The sequence below is a fragment of the Allobosea sp. GW823-FHT01F03 genome (assembly GCF_058798075.1).
The window spans coordinates 2,979,061-2,996,602 of sequence record NZ_CM179505.1; the positions used below are offsets into that span (position 1 = coordinate 2,979,061).

Annotated in this window: 12 protein-coding genes; 9 read left to right on the plus strand and 3 right to left on the minus strand. The window is 67.4% G+C overall.

Going from position 1 to position 17,542, the window contains the following annotated elements:
- Positions 1 to 51 precede the first annotated feature (51 nt).
- The 4 genes from AC3RCC_RS14360 (at position 52) to AC3RCC_RS14375 (ending at position 5,252) form a co-directional block, all read left to right on the plus strand.
- Positions 52 to 1,020, plus strand: a complete 969-nt coding sequence (locus AC3RCC_RS14360; protein WP_492255691.1) for a Gfo/Idh/MocA family protein — start codon at positions 52 to 54, stop codon at positions 1,018 to 1,020.
- A gap of 71 nt (positions 1,021 to 1,091) precedes the next feature.
- Entirely contained in the window at positions 1,092 to 1,658 is a 567-nt protein-coding gene (locus AC3RCC_RS14365) for an ImmA/IrrE family metallo-endopeptidase (RefSeq protein ID WP_492255692.1), read from the plus strand.
- 66 nt (positions 1,659 to 1,724) lie between these two features.
- Positions 1,725 to 2,915, plus strand: a complete 1,191-nt coding sequence (locus AC3RCC_RS14370) for a pyridoxal phosphate-dependent aminotransferase (RefSeq protein WP_291639645.1) — start codon at positions 1,725 to 1,727, stop codon at positions 2,913 to 2,915.
- Between the two features lie 108 nt (positions 2,916 to 3,023).
- Positions 3,024 to 5,252 (plus strand): mechanosensitive ion channel family protein, encoded by a 2,229-nt coding sequence (locus AC3RCC_RS14375; protein WP_492255693.1) that lies wholly within the window; start codon positions 3,024 to 3,026, stop codon positions 5,250 to 5,252.
- A 12-nt stretch (positions 5,253 to 5,264) separates the two neighbouring features.
- On the opposite strand, the gene AC3RCC_RS14380 is transcribed toward AC3RCC_RS14375, so the two are convergent.
- The 3 genes from AC3RCC_RS14380 to AC3RCC_RS14390 form a co-directional block, all read right to left on the minus strand.
- Positions 5,265 to 5,630 carry a hypothetical protein gene (locus AC3RCC_RS14380; protein ID WP_492255694.1) on the minus strand — a complete coding sequence of 122 codons (366 nt, stop codon included), beginning with the start codon at positions 5,628 to 5,630 and terminating at the stop codon, positions 5,265 to 5,267.
- A gap of 86 nt (positions 5,631 to 5,716) precedes the next feature.
- Entirely contained in the window at positions 5,717 to 6,655 is a 939-nt protein-coding gene (locus AC3RCC_RS14385) for a cell wall hydrolase (RefSeq protein ID WP_492255695.1), read from the minus strand.
- Positions 6,656 to 7,310: 655 nt separating this feature from the next.
- Positions 7,311 to 10,184, minus strand: a complete 2,874-nt coding sequence (locus tag AC3RCC_RS14390; protein WP_492255696.1) for an Rne/Rng family ribonuclease — start codon at positions 10,182 to 10,184, stop codon at positions 7,311 to 7,313.
- A 354-nt stretch (positions 10,185 to 10,538) separates the two neighbouring features.
- Between AC3RCC_RS14390 and AC3RCC_RS14395 the strand changes: the two genes are divergently transcribed.
- From AC3RCC_RS14395 to AC3RCC_RS14415, 5 genes are all read left to right on the plus strand, one after another.
- On the plus strand, positions 10,539 to 12,107 hold the full coding sequence (locus AC3RCC_RS14395; protein WP_492255697.1) for an N-acetylmuramoyl-L-alanine amidase: 1,569 nt from the start codon (positions 10,539 to 10,541) through the stop codon (positions 12,105 to 12,107).
- A 154-nt stretch (positions 12,108 to 12,261) separates the two neighbouring features.
- Positions 12,262 to 14,712, plus strand: a complete 2,451-nt coding sequence (locus tag AC3RCC_RS14400; protein WP_492255698.1) for a penicillin-binding protein 1A — start codon at positions 12,262 to 12,264, stop codon at positions 14,710 to 14,712.
- Between the two features lie 25 nt (positions 14,713 to 14,737).
- Complete coding sequence (locus AC3RCC_RS14405) at positions 14,738 to 14,986, plus strand: hypothetical protein (RefSeq protein WP_492255699.1); 249 nt, start codon at positions 14,738 to 14,740, stop codon at positions 14,984 to 14,986.
- 105 nt (positions 14,987 to 15,091) lie between these two features.
- Positions 15,092 to 16,220, plus strand: a protein-coding gene (gene prfB, locus AC3RCC_RS14410) for a peptide chain release factor 2 (RefSeq protein WP_452116071.1) whose coding sequence is annotated in 2 segments (ribosomal slippage) — positions 15,092 to 15,160 and positions 15,162 to 16,220 — 1,128 coding nt in all. Because the reading frame shifts where the segments join, the coding sequence is not laid out codon by codon here.
- Positions 16,217 to 17,347 carry an SGNH/GDSL hydrolase family protein gene (locus AC3RCC_RS14415; protein WP_291639662.1) on the plus strand — a complete coding sequence of 377 codons (1,131 nt, stop codon included), beginning with the start codon at positions 16,217 to 16,219 and terminating at the stop codon, positions 17,345 to 17,347. Before prfB ends, AC3RCC_RS14415 begins: the two co-directional genes overlap by 4 nt.
- Positions 17,348 to 17,542: the final 195 nt, after the last annotated feature.

A 17,542-nucleotide genomic window follows, 5' to 3' on the forward strand; every position in this document is an offset into this window, starting at 1 on the left:
CGCAGCGCCTGAGGCTGCTATGCGGAGCGCCCGCGATCAATGAGGCCTTCCATGTCAGCTCCTGTTTCCATCGGCATCATCGGCGCCGGCATCATGGGCGAGCGCATGCTGCGCGCCGTGCTCGACCAGTCGCCCGATCTCGTCCGCGCCGCCGGCATCTGGGACCCGGCGGCCGAGGCGATGGGGCGAATTGGCAAGGAGCTGCCGCAGGTCGCGATGCTGGACGGCGCTGATTCGGTGATCGCCGCCAGCGACTGCGTCTATATCGCCTCGCCGCCTTCCTCCCATCTCGGCCATGCCCGCGCGGCGCTCGATGCCGGGCGCAGCGTGTTCTGCGAGAAGCCGCTTGCCGTCGACCTCGCCGATGCCCGCGCCTTCGTCGCCGAGGCCGGCGGGCGCGGGGCGGTGAACTTCCCTTTCGCCTCTTCGCCGGCCGTAGCGACCCTGGCGGACTGGATCGCGAAGGGTGAACTCGGCACGCTCCGCAAAGTCTCGATCGAGGTCGCCTTCGCGCGCTGGCCGCGCCCCTGGCAGGCCGATGCCGCCGGCTGGCTCGATCGGCGCGAGCAGGGCGGCTTCACCCGCGAGGTCGTCTCGCATTTCCTGTTCCTGAGCCGACGCCTGCTCGGCCCGCTGCACGGGCTGAAAGCGAGCGCGAGTTTCCCGGAAGCCGGCCGTTCGGAGCGCGCCATCGCGGCGACGATGCTAGCGGGCGACCTGCCGCTGACGCTGACGGGCGGCGTCGGCACGACGGCCAAGGACGACCACAACATCTGGCTGCTGGAAGGCGACAAGGGGGCGGTACGGCTCTGCGACTGGTCGCTGGCCGAGCGACGCCTGCCGGACGGTTCCTGGCAGCGCGCCCCCGATGCGCTGTCGCAGCTCGAGGCGAGGCCGGTCGCGCTGAAGCGCCAGCTCGAAGGCGTCGCCCGGCTGACCCGCGGCGAACCGCACCAGCTCGCGACCCTTCGGGAGGCACTCGACGTACAGGAGATCGTCGAGGCTATCCTGGCGAGCTGAGGCGTTCCGCACGGTTCGTTGAGCCGTCGCGGCACGAGCGCTATGATGGGCCGGCCACCGGAGGCTCGTCCATGCGCCATGCCTTCCTGACCGACGAGCAGATCGATGCGCGTGCCTTGGCGCATCGACGCGGGCTCGGCTTTCGCGACGACAGAGCCATCGACTTCGCCAGGCTGATGGCGCGGCTGAAGGCGCGCTATCCGAACTTCACCTATGAGCGCGTCGGCGATGACAGCCTCGGCGAGGCCGAGGCGCAATGGGATTCGCAGGCCAAGCGCCTGCTGATAGCGGACACCGTGTTCGAGGGCGCGGAGCGCGGCGAGGGCAGGGCGCTGATGGCGGTGGCGCACGCCGTCGGACACGCTCTGCTCGGCCATGAAGGCACTTTCAATCGCGGCCCCTCCGGCAGCCCAGCGGAGCGCTTCTCGCCGAAGCTGCGGTCGATGGAATATCAGGCCCGGCGCTATGCCGCCGCCTTCCTGATCCCCGACACGCCGGCCGTGCGGGCTCTCGACGCGACGGGGCTGAGCCGGCGCTACCATGTCAGCATGAGCGCCGCGATCGTCCGGCACAGCGAGTTGCGCTCGGGCGAGAGTGCCACTGTTTCGTCTTCGCGGCCGGGCGGGGCGGCGAGCTGAGCGGCTTGCGATCCGCGCGCCGGCGGGGCATGGCTCGGCGCAACGCCAATCTCTTCGAGGCCACGCATGACCATTGTCGCATCCGGCGCGCCGCCGGCGCCGAAGCCCGCCGCGCGGGCGGAAGCCGTCGCCCCCTTCATCGTCATGGACGTGATGAATGCCGCCGAGGCGATCGAGCGGCGAGGCGGCTCGGTGGTCCATATGGAGGTCGGCCAGCCTTCGGCGCCGACGCCGGCGAGCATCAGGGCGGCCACGGCGCGGGCGCTCGACGACGGGCGCATCGGCTATACGCAGGCGCTCGGCATCGGCTCGCTGCGCGCCCGCATCGCCCGGCATTATCGCGAGGCCTATGACGTCGAGGTCCCGGCCGAGCGCGTGATCGTCACCACGGGGTCGTCCGGCGGCTTCATCCTGTCCTTCCTCGCCTGTTTCGAGCCGGGCGCGCGTATCGCGATCACGGCGCCGGGCTATCCGGCCTATCGCAACATTCTGATTGCGCTCGGGCTGGAGCCGGTCGCGATTCCGGTCGGGCCGGAGACGCGCTATGCGCTGACGCCCGAGCTGATCGCCAAGGCTCATGCCGAGGCGCCGCTCGCCGGCGTGCTGACGATGAGCCCGGCCAATCCGACCGGCGTGGTGATGACGCCGGAGGCGATCGCGGCCGTCGCGGCCGAATGCCGGCGGCTCGGCCTCTGGTACATCTCCGACGAGATCTATCATGGCCTGACCTATGACCAGCCGGCGACGACGGCGCTTGCCGCCGATCAGGACGCGATCGTCGTCAACTCCTTCTCGAAATACTACTGCATGACCGGCTGGCGCGTCGGCTGGCTGGTGGTGCCGGAGCGGCTGGTGCGGACGATCGAGCGATTGCAGCAGAATCTCTCGATCTCGGTGCCGATGCTGAGCCAGGTCGCGGGCGAGGCGGCCTTCGACGCGACCGTCGAATGCGAGGCGATCAAGGAAGGCTATGCCGCCAACCGCGCCTATCTGCTCAAGGCGCTGCCGGAGATCGGGCTCGGCGACTTCCTGCCGGTCGATGGCGCCTTCTACATCTATCTCGACATCGGAAAATACTCGAACGATTCCATGAGTTTCTGCCGCGACGCTCTTGAGCAGGCCGGGGTCGCGATTACGCCGGGACTGGATTTTGACGAAGGGCGTGGCGCGCGCACGGTGCGGCTGTCCTTCGCAGGATCGCTGGCTGAGTGCGAGGATGCGGTGGCCCGGCTCGGGCGCTGGCTGAAGACACGTTGATCGCGCTCGCCTAGATGCTTGCCAATCCGGGCCGAGCGGCAGCAATCTGAGCTTACGAGGCAGGGGGACGGAATGCGTCGGAAGTGGATCGGTCCGGGATTGGCCGCAATGCGCTGGTTCCTGCTGGCGATGATGGCTCTGGCGTTCGCCGGGCCCGCGACGGCGCAGACAAAGGACGCGCCGGCTGAGCCGCTGACCCTGACGCTGCGCGGCGACGAGGCCCCCGAGACGGTCCGCAAGCTCGTCGATGCGCTTTCGGCCGGCGGACGCCGGGTCGAGGTCCGGATCGGTGGGGTACCGGCCGAGGCGCCGGCGCCCGCCGAACCGGCGGGGAAGGCAGCCAAAGCGCCCAAGCCGCCTCCCGCACCGTCGCTTGCCGAGACGACGGACACCCAGGCCGAGGCCCTGGTCGACTATTTCGTCTCGGGTCTCGACTATGGCCGCGCCGCGATTCCGAGCGTCCGCTTCCTGCCGGGGGACTGGCTGCGGAGCTGGTCGCTGAACCGCAATGCTTCGCCGACGACGCGTCTCTTCGTTTCGCTCGCCCTGGCGCTTGGCATCGCCCTGCTGTTCCGCTTCGCCACGGCAAGATGGTTCGCAGCCCGCATGCGGCCCCGGGCAGAGTATTTCACGGCGAGGCTGATCGCTTCCGGCTTCGGCCTGCTGCAGGATCTGCTGACGATCGCGCTCGGTCTGGTGGTGGCGCGGCTCGCCGGCAGCTACTGGCTGCCTTCGGACGATCTTGCAGCCCATGCCCTGCGCGGGATCACCAATGGTACGGCTGTCGGGGCAGCCTATATCGCCACCGGACGATTCCTGCTCGCTCCGGGCGAGCCCGAGCGCCGGCTGATGCTGTTGCCACGGGCGGAGCGGCATTTCCGCCTGCTCTGCGTCTATGCCGTGATCGTGCCGATCTTCATCGTCGCCGCGCTGCTGGCGCAGCGGGTTTCCGGTGGGCCTGAGCCGGTCGCCGGGCTGGTGACGCTCAGCGGCTTCGTGCTCGCCGCCTACAAGGTCTGGTGGTTCGTCGACGCGCGGTACGACCTGACCGCGCTCGTCCTCAGCGGCAGCGCGGAGCCCAGTCACGGTCGCAGGCTGTTGGCGCAGGCGATGCCCTGGATCTATGTCGCGATCGCGGTCGTGCTCTGGATGATCGGCCGCGCGGCGGCGATGATGCCGAATGGCGGCCGTTGGACCGAGGCGGCCGAGCTGACGCAGATCATCGTCGTGCTGGCGCCGATCCTCTCGGTCGGGGTCAACAGCCTCTTGACCTGCCGGCAGGCGCGCCGCGCCGCCATCGCCAAGCCGACGCCGCTGGCACAGGCCCTCGGCCATGCCGTGCGCGCGGCCGCCGGCGGCGTGATGTGGGCCGGCGGCTTCTATCTGGTGGCACGCATCTGGGTTGGTCTGCTTTTCGGCATGAGCTCCGGCCAGTTCGGCCAGGTCTCCCGCCAGTTCGCCAGCATCGCCGTGCTGGCGTTCGTCGGCTGGGTCGTGATGGTCTTCCTGCGCGGCTTCTTCGACGCCTATGCGCCGCGTCCGCGCTCCACCGGTCCCGTCGACGAGGACGTGATGCCGGAGGACAATACGCCGTCGCGGCTGGCGACGGTGATGCCGGTGCTGCGCGGCGTCGTGCTGACGGCGGTGATCGGCCTGACCATCCTGGTGCTCCTGTCGCGCCTCGGTGTCGATATCGGGCCGCTGCTGGCCGGTTTCGGCATCCTCGGTCTCGCCATTTCCTTCGGCTCGCAGGCGCTGGTGCGCGACATCGTCTCCGGCTTCTTCTTCATGCTGGAGGATGCCTTCCGCGTCGGCGAATATGTCGATACCGGGCGCCTCAAGGGCACGGTCGAGAAGATTTCACTGCGTTCGATGCAGTTGCGCCATCAGAGCGGGCAGATCCACACCGTTCCGTTCGGGCAGGTGCAGTCGCTGACCAATGCCAGCCGCGACTGGGCGACGGTGAAGTTCAATGTCCGGCTCGATCACTCCGCCGATATCGAGAAGGCGCGCAAGACGATCAAGAAGGTCGGTCTCGCTCTGCTGGAGGACCCGGAATTCGGGCCGCATTTCATCGCCCAGCTCAAGATGCAGGGCGTCGCCGACATCACGGATGCGGCGATCGTGATCCGGCTGAAGTTCACCTCCAAGCCGACCCAGGCTTCGATGCTGCAGCGCGAGGCCCTGAAGCGGGTCTATCGCGGCCTGCTCGAGGCGGAGGTGCCCTTCGCCTCGACCGCGGTGACGGTACGCGAGGGCGGCGGCAAGGGGGCCGCTGGGGCGGCTGCGATCACGGCGGTGCCGCCGCCATCCCCCCTCGCGCCGGCGGCGGAATAGAGCTCGGCCGGATCAGCGGCCGATCTCGAGCAGGAAGAAGAAACCGAAGCCGATCACCGTCAGCAGTACGCCGAAGCCGGCAGCCAGCCGTGCTGCCGAAAGCTGGCGGCTGAAGAGCGTGCGCTGCTCGGCCCGCTCGCTGGCGTGCTCGGGACCGTGCTTGCGGAACTGGCTGGCATAGAGATCCGGCGTCATCTGCGGGCCGATCGGCAGATTGCCTTCGAGCTCGAAGCGCACCGCGACGAACAGCACGAAGAGGCCGAGCAGGCCGACGCCGAACCAGCCGATCGCCTGCAAGGCGAGCCATGCGAGCCCGACAAGGCCGGCGAGGCACAGAGCCGAGAGGATCAGGCGTTCGGGACTGCGTGGGGGCGGCATAGCGGCTCCGCATGCTGAGGGAGTCCGCGGCCAGTTCCGCATTCCGGCGCCGTCAGGTCAAGATCGGTGCCGTCGGGGCCGTCGCGTCATGACGCCCGTGCAACCTTGCTCCGCTGCTCGCTGTAGAAGATGTGCCGGCCGATCCTGTCCATTTTCTTCATTTTCGCCGCCCAGCGGGGCGACACATAATCGGCATGGTAATGCGTCGCCGCGGCGACGTCCGTGAGATAGACCCGGCCTTCGTAGACGTCGCGTGCGATGCGCTCGGCCGCCTGCCAGGATGCGGGTTCCGTGATCCTCAGCGACTTGCCCTCGCAGGCGAAAGTGAACTGGCAGGCGAGCTTGCGGTGGCGGTTCTGGTAGACGACGCCGCATACAGAGGTCGGATAGATCCCGCTCTTGACGCGGTTGAGCACGACCTGGGCGACGGCGGCGCGACCCTCTTCCGGTTCCGAGCGCGCCTCGAAATAGACCGCTTCGGCGAGGCAGCGCTGCTCGCGCGCCATATCCTCGGCGTTGATCAGCCCGGCATAGAGCTGTCGCGGTTGCTGCTCCTTTCCACCCGTCGGCGTCGACGACGCGGCAGCATGGGCGGTGCGCTCGCTCATCGGCGTCGCCGAGCCTTGCGCCGCGGCTTGAGCCACCATCGGAGTCGCTCCGTCGCCGGTCGGTGGCGCTATCGTCGGGGGCGGCAAGGGGGCCGGCGGATCGGATTCGGTTCTTTGCTCGCCTCGTGGCTGCGGGAGAATGTCGTGCAACGGGCTCCGATGCTCTTCGCCCTTGAGCGCGTCGAAGGATAGGCTCGCGGTGGTCAGCGCAGTCGTTAGATCGGGCTTGCCGAACAGACCGGTCTCGCCGGCATCGACACCGATCAGATGAATCGGCTTACCGGGAAAGGGAAGCAGGTCGCGGTCGATGCCGAGCGGCATTGCGGGGACGGCAGGCAGCGTGGCCGTGGCGGTCTTCGCGGGCAGCGCGACAAAAGCCGCGAGCGCGAGCGACGCCGCCGGGGCGAGGCGCTTCATGGGGAACTCCGGGATCGGGGACAGGCCGAGCCTTTGCCGCGCCCAAGGACGGCGGCAGGATCAGCGGCTCTCTTGACCTGGTCTGTTCGAGGCTTGGGCCGGGGCGCCTGGCGCTTCACCGACCGCGATGAGACGAGCGACTACGCGCCTTGCCGCGCGGCCGTTCTGCGTTCTTGCCGACTGACACTCAGGAGCGCCGCGGATCTGCGATGGGTCGCAGATGGTTCATCGCGGCTGGACCGGGGTAGGCAGTGCGCTCTCGCGCGTCGTCACTCGCAAGCAGTACGGTGACGTAGGCGGGGGACGACCATCTCTCTCGCGATAAGCGGAAAGCAGGTCGTCAGAGAAGCGGCTGCGCTAGCGGTGCGCAATCCAGAGTAGTCAAATGTAAACCCGAAATTCCTTGTAGCGGCTTCTTTGATCGTTACTTTACGTCAATATTACTTTTCCTTCTTCGTCTCATTTTTCATGATGATCTACCCTCGCTATGGGGATCGAGTTCGGCGACTTTGTGGCCGTTGCAGATTATTAACGCTTTTCCCGGCGGCGAATTGTCCCATCGGTGCCCTCCGATGGCGGCCCGGTTTCGGGTGTGTCGGGCCTGCTCTCCCGACGGTCATGAAAAAAGCCCGCTGCGGTTGCAGCGGGCTCCTGGTCACTTGCGGCCGGCGAGGCGGTTCCACCAGCCACCGCGCTTCGGGCGATCCGGATCGGGCGGGGTCAGGACCACCGCGACCGGCTCCTCTGCGACGCGCGGTTCTGGCGCGGGCTCCTCGGCCACGGCTTCGACAACCGGTTCGGCTGCGGCCGGGACCGGGACTTCGGGCTCCGCCGCCGGGGCTGCAGGTGCTTCTGGCGCAGCGGCTGCTTCCGGGGTGGCGCCGTCCTCGGTGATCGGGACGACCTTCTTGCGGGCGCGGCTGCGCTTGGGCTTTTCGGCCGGGGCGGCGGCCTCGGCCACTGCCTCGGGCGCGCTCTCGGCCTTGATGGCCTCGGCGGCTTCCGCCGTCTCGGTCACAGGAGCCTCGGCAGCGACAGCCTCGGCCTCGGCCTTCTTGCTGCGTCCGCCGCGACGGCCGCGACGCGGCTTGGCTTCGGCCTCGACCGGTTCTTCGGCCACGGCTTCGACGACGGGCGCCGGGGTCTCCGCGACGGTTTCGATGGTCTCGACGATTTCGACGGCAGGCTCGGATGAGCCCTCGGCTTCCTCGCCGGCCTCATCGTCATCGCCCTGACTATCGCCGGCCTCGTCGTCGCCGCCCTCGAGGTGCTGACCCTCGCCGTCACGCTCGCCGCCACGGCGGCGGCGACGGCGGCGACGGCGCTTGCGGCCACCCTCGCCACGGCCTTCCTCGCCTTCGCCATTGGCCGAACGCGGTCCGGCCTCGGCCTCGCCGCTTTCCTCGCTCTCCGCCTCGAGATCGAGGACCTCGTCCTCCTCGGGTTCCTCGACGATCGCCTCGGCGCGCATGCTGCTGACCGGGATCACGCGGTTCTCGTTGCCGACGAATTCGCCGCGCTCGACCTCGAAATAGCGCGTGCCGAGCAGGGCGGCATCGGCCGAGACGATGATCGCGATGTTGAAGCGCTCCTCCAGATCGCGCAGATGGGCGCGCTTCTGGTTGAGCACATAGAGCGCGACCTCGGGCCGGGTGCGGACCTCGAGATTATGCGAAGCGCTCTTGATCAGGGCTTCTTCGAGGGCGCGCAGGATCTGCAGCGCGATCGAAGGCGTCGAGCGGACGAGGCCGGCGCCGGCGCAGTGCGGGCAGGGCACGGAGGAGCTCTCGAGCACGCCGGTGCGGATGCGCTGGCGCGACATCTCCAGGAGGCCGAAGGCCGAGATCCGGCCGACCTGGATGCGGGCGCGGTCGTTCTTCAGGCAGTCCTTGAGCTTCTTCTCGACGGCGCGGTTGTTGCGGTTCTCCTCCATGTCGATGAAATCGATCACGATGAGGCCGGCAAGGTCGCGCAGGCGCAGCTGGCGGGAGATCTCCTCCGCCGCTTCGAGATTGGTCTTGAGGGCGGTGTCCTCGATATTGTGCTCACGGGTCGAGCGCCCGGAGTTGATGTCGATCGCGACCAGAGCCTCGGTCTGGTTGATGACGATGTAGCCGCCGGACTTCAGCGTCACGGTGTTCGAGAACATCGCGTCGAGCTGGCTCTCGACGCCGAAGGCTGCGAAGAGCGGGGTCTGCTCGCGATAGGCCTTCACGCTCTTGGCATGGCTCGGCATGAGCATGCGCATGAAATCCTTGGCCTCGCGATAGGCCGCTTCGCCGGCGACGTGAACCTCGTCGATGTCCTTGTTGTAGAGATCGCGGATCGAGCGCTTGACGAGGTTGCCCTCCTCATAGACCAGCGCCGGCGCGACGGAGCCGAGCGTCAGTTCGCGCACGCTCTCCCACATCCGCATCAGATATTCGTAGTCGCGCTTGATCTCGACCTTGGTGCGCGAGGCGCCGGCCGTGCGCAGGATGATGCCCATCCCCTCGGGAACCTCGAGCTCCTGGGCGATCTCCTTCAGGCGCTTGCGGTCCTCGGCATTGGTGATCTTGCGCGAGATGCCGCCGCCCTTGCCGGTGTTCGGCATCAGCACGGAATAGCGGCCGGCGAGCGAGAGATAAGTGGTGAGGGCGGCGCCCTTGTTGCCGCGCTCCTCCTTGACGACCTGGACCAGGATGATCTGGCGGCGCTTGATCACCTCCTGGATCTTGTACTGGCGGCGCGAATGGCGCGGGCGCTCCGGCATGTCGTCCAGCGCGTCGCCGCCGCCGAGCTGCTCGGGCTCGTCCTGATGGTCGTCGCCGCCATTGTCGTCATGGCTGCTGTCGTCTCCGCCGTTCTCGTCCTGAGCGGATTCGTCCTGGCCGCTCTCGTCCTGGCCGGACTCGTCGCCGCTCTCGGACGGGGCGCGCGCTTCCTGGGCCTCAGGCTCGCCGGTGGTCTCGAAGGTCAGCGGCGCGGCGTTCTCGACGACGCTCTCGCTGCCGGATTCGGCGACGGCGGGCGCAAAGTACTCACCGAAGGCCGGAGCGCCCTCGTTGACCATCGCGGCTTCCTTGCCGTCGGTCTCGACATGCTCGGCTTCGCCCTGGCCGTTCTCGGCCTGGACCTCGGCGCTGACGGTCTCGTCGCCATTGCTGGCGCGCTTGGCGCGCCCGTCACGGTCGCCACGGCGGCCGCGGTCGCGGCGGCCACGCTTCTCGCGCTTCTCCTCGTCGCGTTCCTCCTCGCGCTCGGCGCGCTCTTCCTCAGCGAGCAGCGCCTGCCGGTCGGCGACCGGGATCTGGTAATAGTCGGGATGGATTTCGGAGAAGGCGAGGAAGCCGTGGCGGTTGCCGCCGTATTCGACGAAGGCAGCCTGGAGCGACGGTTCGACCCGCGTCACCTTCGCCAGATAGATATTGCCGCGCAGCGGCTTTCGGCTGGCGGATTCGAAATCGAATTCCTCAATGCGGGAACCGCGGGACACCACGACCCGGGTCTCTTCCGGGTGGGTGGCGTCGATCAGCATCTTGTTGGCCATAGGACAGGTCCATCTGCGCGGCAGCCTTTGGTACCCGCCGGGCTGCGGAATTGAATCCGCTGCCGCGGGCAGGGGCGCCGCGCGTCGGCCGGCTCACGCCGGCATGTTGCAGGGAAGAAAAATCAGCCAAGGAGGGATAGCGGAGGCGAGCGGCGGAACGGGCAGAAAGCCCGTCGCAACCGGAAAGGTCTCGACGAAACACCGAAATGGGAAGCGGCGTCGTATGCCCCGACATCTTACCTTTGACCTGCGGCACACCTGCCGCAAGGCGAAGCGCACCGCGTTGACACGCTCGCGGAATGCCGAACCCGGCGTCGATTTCTGCCTGACGCCGGCCCGTCCGCGGACGATCTGTTGCTGGCCGCCTTCGCGCCGATCCTGATCGCTTCAAGCGATCGGGCCGGTTGGCTTTTTCGTCGGGCGTCAACGGGTTATTGCGACCCTGCTGCGCGCGGCGGAAGCCATCACGATGCGACCGACTCCATTACAGACAGCTTGCCATATTTGGCAAGGGAGAACCGCCGGGACAAGAAATCGGCCGGTTTCCGGTGCAGGCTCGCCGTGGTAACCGATTGTCAACGGATCGCGGCGCTATGGTTAAGAATTCTTAAGTATCGCCGCCGGGAATTTAGGAGCCGCCCCCTGCCTCAGGGCCTTCATCTCTGCGCAGCCTCGGTCGCTGTGCGCCTTGCCGGCGCAGCGCGGCGATTCGCGCGCCCGGCGCTGCTGCTGTCGATGCTCTGCCTCGCGACGGGCAATGCGTCGGCAAATCCGCAGGGAAAGCCGACCAGCGATTTTCCGGTCGCGAGCGAAGCACGCCTCGAAAGCCATGGTGAGGCGGTTCGCCTGACGCTCACCCTGTCGCGTCCGGTTGCGGCGAACGCCTTCGTGATGGCCGGGCCGGACCGCGTCATCGTCGACTTGCCGTCCGTGAATTTCCAGATTCCAGCCGCGAGCGCTCGCAAGTCGACGGGCTTCGTCTCCGGCTTCCGTTTCGGCCTGTTCACGCCGGACCGGGCCCGGCTGATCCTCGATCTGGCCCAACCGGCCGCGGTCGCGGGCGTATCGGTCAAGCCGCTCCGCGGCGGTTTCGGCGAGCTCGTCATCGAGCTGAAACGGACGGGGCGCGAGGAATTCGCGGCGTTGGCGCGCGCCGCCGCCGCCGAGGCGCGGCTGCCGCATGTCCCGGTCGAGCCGAAGGCCGAGGGCGATCAGCGCCGGATCGTGGTGATCGATCCCGGCCATGGCGGCATCGATCCCGGGGCCGTCGTCGCCTCGATCGCCGAGAAGTCAGTGGTCCTGGCCTTCGGGCAGAAGCTCAAGGAGCAGCTCGAGGCCCAGGGGCGCTATCGTGTGATCATGACGCGCGCCGACGACAGTTTCGTGCCGCTGGGCGACCGCGTCCGCATCGCCCGCAGCGTCGATGCTCATCTGTTCATCTCGATCCATGCGGATTCGCTGACGCAGGCGCAGGAGGTCCGCGGCGCGACGATCTATACCGGCTCCGAGCGGGCCAGCGACGCTGAAGCCGCGCGGCTCGCCGCCAAGGAAAACCAGGCCGACGCCGTCGCCGGGCTCGACGCCAGCGAGGACGTGCAGGACGTCGCCGGAATCCTGATGGATCTCGCCAAGCGCGAGACGCGCGGCTTCTCGGCGATGTTCGCGCGCAATCTCGTCGAGAAGCTCGGCGGCTCGGTCAAGATGCACAAGGTTCCGCTGCGTTCGGCCGGCTTCAGGGTGCTGACTGCACCCGATGTGCCGTCGGTGCTGATCGAGCTCGGCTACATGTCGAGCCCGAAGGATGCCGAGCTCTTGAATTCCGAGAGCTGGCGGGCCCAGGCGGTGACGGCGGTGCAGGCGGCGGTCGATCAGTATTTCGAGCGCACCCAGGCGCCCGGCAAGGCAGCAGAGAGCCGGCGGTGACGTAGCGGGCCGAAGATGAGACCTTGTGGTCTTACAGCCACGGTTCCGCCATTTCCGCCATGTTATAGAGTGAAGTTGAAAGATCGATCACCCGGGCAGGGCATGCTGTCGATTCGAGCGACGCCGCTGCCTTCAGACGAGGTCAAAGTTCTCGATGCGGTTCATTCTGCGCCTTTTCGGGTGGGCGTTCGCCGCCGGCACGATCCTTTTCGTCATCGGCGTGGCGGGGGCGGCCGCGCTGGTCTGGCACTACTCGAAGGACCTGCCCGATTCTGCTCAGCTGCGGAATTACGAGCCGCCGGTGATGAGCCGCGTCCATGCCGGTGACGGCAGCCTGATCGCGGAATTCGCCCGCGAGCGCCGGCTCTATCTGCCGATCCAGGCGGTGCCGAAGCTGATCATCGATGCTTTCCTCGCGGCCGAGGACAAGAATTTCTACAAGCATTTCGGCGTCGATCCAGAAGGTCTGGCGCGCGCTGCGATCTCGAACTTCCGCAATCGCGGCTCGGGGCGGCGTCCGCAGGGCGCCTCGACGATCACCCAGCAGGTCGCGAAGAACTTCCTCGTCGGTTCCGAGCAGAGCCTCGAGCGCAAGATTCGCGAGGCGCTGATCGCGCTGCGAATCGAATCGACCTATTCGAAGGACAAGATCCTCGAGCTCTATCTCAACGAGATCTATCTCGGTGCTCCCGCGCCGGGGCAGGGCAGCTATGGCGTCGCCGCCGCGGCGCTGAACTATTTCGGCAAGTCCGTGCACGAGCTGAACGTGCAGGAGGCGGCCTATCTGGCGGCGCTGCCGAAGGCGCCGACCGACCTGCACCCCTTCCGGAACCGCGAGCGCGCGATCGAGCGCCGCAACTATGTGCTCGACCGCATGGCCGAGAACGGCGTGATCAAGCGGGCCGAAGCCGACGCTGCCAAGAACCAGCCGCTCGGCGTCAATCCGCGCACGGTTTCGCCGAACAATATCGCTGCCGGCTTCTTCGCGGAGGAGATTCGCCGCGAGCTCCAGGACCGCTATGGCGAGAAGAAGCTGCTCGAGGGCGGGCTTTCGGTGCGCGCCACCGTCGATCCGAAGATGCAGCTGATGGCGCGCAAGGCCCTGGTCGACGGTCTCGTGCGCTTCGACGAGGCGCGCGGCTGGCGCGGCGCGATGCAGAAGCTCGATCTGGCGGGCCGCGAATGGGGTGTCGCGATCGGCGAATTGCCGGTGCTGGGTGACGTCAAGCCATGGCGCCTGGCCGTCGTCCTCGATGTCGCCGGCGACAGCGCTCGTGTCGGCTTGCAGCCGATCCGCGAGGCTTCCGGCCATCTCCGGCCGGAGCGTGAGACCGCGACCCTGGGTTCCGAAGGCATCCGCTGGACGAGGCGCACGCGCGTTTCGCAGGCGGTCTCGGTCGGCGATGTCGTCTATGTCGAGCCGATCGATGGCAAGCCGGGCCAGGTGCGCCTGCGCCAGATGCCGGAGGTGAACGGCGCGATCACCGTGATGGATCCGTTCTCCGGCCGCGTCCTCGCCATGGTCGGCGGCTTCTCGCACGACCAATCGGAGTTCAACCGCGCCACCCAGGCGCTGCGCCAGCCCGGTTCGTCCTTCAAGCCCTTCGTCTATGCGACCGCGCTCGACAATGGCTACACGCCGTCGAGCATCGTGCTCGACGCGCCGATCGAGGTCGATCAGGGCGGCGGGCTCGGCGTCTGGGCGCCGAGCAACTATGACGGCAAGTTCACCGGTCCGCGCACGCTGCGCTACGGCATCCAGTTCTCGAAGAACCTGATGACGGTGCGCCTCGCCAAGGATGTCGGCATGCCGCTGATCGCCGAATATGCGCGGCGCTTCGGCATCTATGACGACATGCTGCCGGTGCTCTCGATGTCGCTCGGCGCCGGCGAGACCACGGTGATGCGGATGACCGCGGCCTATTCGATGCTCGCCAATGGCGGCAAGCGCATCCGGCCGACCCTGATCGACCGCATCCAGGACCGTTTCGGCGCCACCATCTACCGGCACGACCAGCGTGTCTGCGAGGGCTGCAACGCCGAGAAATGGAGCAATCAGCGCGAGCCGCGGCTGGTCGACAATCGCGACCAGGTGCTCGATCCGCTGACCGCCTATCAGATGGTCTCGATGCTGGAAGGCGTCGTCAACGCCGGTACCGCGACCGTGGTCAAGGCCGTCGGCAAGCCGCTCGCCGGCAAGACCGGCACCACCAACGACGCCAAGGACGTCTGGTTCGTCGGGTTCTCGCCGGATTTGGCCGTCGGGGTCTATATGGGCTTCGACAAGCCGAAGTCGCTGGGCAACTCGGCGACGGCCGGTCAGTACGCCGCGCCGATCTTCCGCGACTTCATGATGCAGGCGCTGAAGGACAAGCCGGCGACGCCGTTCCGCGTTCCGGCCGGCATCAAGCTGATCCGTGTCGATCCGCGCACCGGCATGCGCGCCGGCGGCGAGGGCGGCATCCTCGAGGCCTTCAAGCCGGGAACGGCTCCGCCGGACAGCTATTCGGTGATCGGCGCGGCCGGTGATGGTTCGGGCGGGGCGCTGAGCGGCGCGCCGGCCGGCGGCCGCTCGGTCGGCTCCGGCACCGGCGGGCTGTACTAGCGGCTTGCGGGAGACGCTGGGCAGGTTGACGGCGCCGACCATGGCGCCGCCATTGCAGGCGATCCTGAAATCGGAGCTTGCCCGCGGCAACCGGATCGCTGAGATTGGCGACTGGCCACCGGGTTGTGACCTGCTGGTGATCCTGTCGCGCCCCTTCGCCCGGCACTATGTGCTCGCGCCGGGTGTGAGCTATCGCGCTCTCGACGATCCCCACTATTGGAAGGCTGAATATCGTTGCGGACGCGAGTGCCTCGCCTGCCAGTTCGGCAAGTGAGGCGAGCAGGAGAGCCGGCCAGTCGCGCCTCGCCATTTACAGCGCCGCCCTTCGCCCCTATGCCAACGCCAAAGACTGAAGCCCAACGGAAGCCGACCATCGATCATGCGCCCAGAAATCCAGACGCAACTTGATAACGCCAAGCAGTCGATCGGACTGCTGAGGAGGCATCTTTGACTGGGATGTCGCGCAAAGACGTCTCGCAGAGCTGAACGCCCTCTCCGAAGGCCCCGATTTCTGGAACGATGCCGAAACCGCGCAGAAGCTGATGCGCGAACGGACTTCGCTCGAGGACCAGATCACCGGCATCACCAAGCTCGAGCGTGATCTCGACGACGCGTTGACGCTGATCGAGCTCGGCGAAATGGAAGAGGACGAGGCCACCGTCTCCGAGGGCGAGGCGGCGATCAAGGCCGTCGAGGTCGAGGCGGCGCGCCGGCAGGTCGAAACCCTGCTGTCGGGCGAGGCCGACATGCTCGACACCTATGTCGAAATCCATCCGGGCGCCGGCGGCACCGAGAGCCAGGACTGGGCCGAGATGCTGCTGCGCATGTATCGGCGCTGGGGCGAGCGGCGGAAGTTCAAGGTCGATGTTCTCGACTATCAGGACGGCGAGCAGGCGGGCATCAAGTCGGCGACGCTCCAGTTCAAGGGGCACAACGCCTATGGCTGGCTGAAGACCGAGTCCGGCGTGCACCGGCTGGTACGCATCTCGCCGTTTGACTCCAACGCCCGCAGGCAGACCTCGTTCGCTTCGGTCTGGGTCTATCCGGTGGTCGACGACCGCATCCAGATCGACATCAAGGAGTCCGACTGCCGGATCGACACCTATCGCTCCTCCGGCGCCGGCGGCCAGCACGTCAACACGACCGACTCGGCGGTGCGCATCACCCATATCCCGACCGGGATCGCGGTGGCCTGCCAGCAGGAGCGTTCGCAGCACAAGAACCGGGCCAAGGCCTGGGACATGCTGCGTGCCCGTCTCTACGAGCTGGAGCTGAAGAAGCGCGAGGAGAAAGCGAATTCCGAGCAGGCCTCCAAGACCGATATCGGCTGGGGCCACCAGATCCGCTCCTATGTGCTGCAGCCCTACCAGCTGGTGAAGGACCTGCGCACCGGCGTCTCGTCGACGGCGCCGTCCGACGTGCTTGACGGCGAACTCGACCCGTTCATGGAGGCCTCGCTGGCGCAGCGCGTCTACGGCACCGAGGTCGAAGTCGAGGACATCGATTGAGCGCGAAGAAGCGTTCCCGAGGCCGCGAGATCCTGATCAATCTCGCGGTTTCGGCTGGCAGCATCCTGGTCTTCGCGCTGTTCTGCGAGCTGGTGCTGTTCCGCTTCGTGCTGCCCGGCAGCGACGTGCCGCGCAACGCCTTCGTCAATAGCGTGGTGCGCTATCAGCCGGGCCAGACCGGTACCTGGCGCGTGCGCGACGAGATCGCCGCGCCATTCTCGATCAATGCGCAAGGCTGGAATTCGCCGCTGGCGGATTATCCGGTCGCGCGCCGGCCCGGCACCTCCCGCATCGCCTTCGTCGGGGACAGCTTCGTCGAGGCCCTGCAGGTGCCCTTCGACGCCAGCTTCGCTGAAAAGACGGTGGCGGCGCTCGGGCCTGCGGGCACGGTCGAAGCCTATCGCTTCGGCGTCGCGGGCGCGCCGCTCAGCCAGTATCTGCAGATGATCGAGCGCGAGGTCGAACAGCGTCGGCCGGACCAGATCGTGGTGATGCTGGTCCATAATGATTTCGACGAGAGCTTCGTCTTCAAGCCGGGGCGCTACACCTCGAGCTTCCTGAAACTGCGTATCGAGAATGGCCGCGTCACCGGCGAAGTGCCGCCCGAGCCCTGGCGGCCCGGGGCCTTCGAGCAGCTGCGACAGACGGCGACGGCCGGTTTCCTTCTCTATCGCTGGCAGGTGCGCCCGCAGACCCTGGTCGACGCGATCCTCGGGCCGGCCCGGGCTCAGAGCGCGCCGCAAGGCACGGCGGCAGGCGAGGGCGGCTATGCCGCCAATATCGATCTCGCCGGGGTTCTGGCGCGGGAGAACGATATCCGCGTCGCCACCGATTACCTGTTCGGGCGGATCAAGGCCCGGGCCGAGGCGATCGGTGCCCGGCTGCAGCTCGTCATGGATGGCGAGCGCCAGGCGATCTATGCCGGGCGCGACAGTCAGGCGCTGCGGCTGAACCGCATCGCCGCCGAGATGGCTGGCCGGCACGGCATCCCCTTCCTCGACCTGCATCCGGTCTTCGCGGCGGACTGGGCGAAGAACCAGAGGCGCTTCGAGTACATTTCGGATGCCCACTGGAACCCGTACGGCCACGCCGTCGCCGCGGCCGCCATCGCCGAAGCGCTGCGCTAGATCGCCGGGCGTCCGTTCGGACGCGGCCACGGTGATCTATCTCATTGTTATCGCATCGGAACTTTCCGAAAAGTGGATTCCATTTTTCGGTCCGAGGCTTATAGCGCGGCCTGCATCCACCCGCCGGGGTGGCTGCGGCCTTCTCGAATCAAATCAGCCTCCTGAAAGGGGTTCCTTCAGGAGGCTGGGAAGATC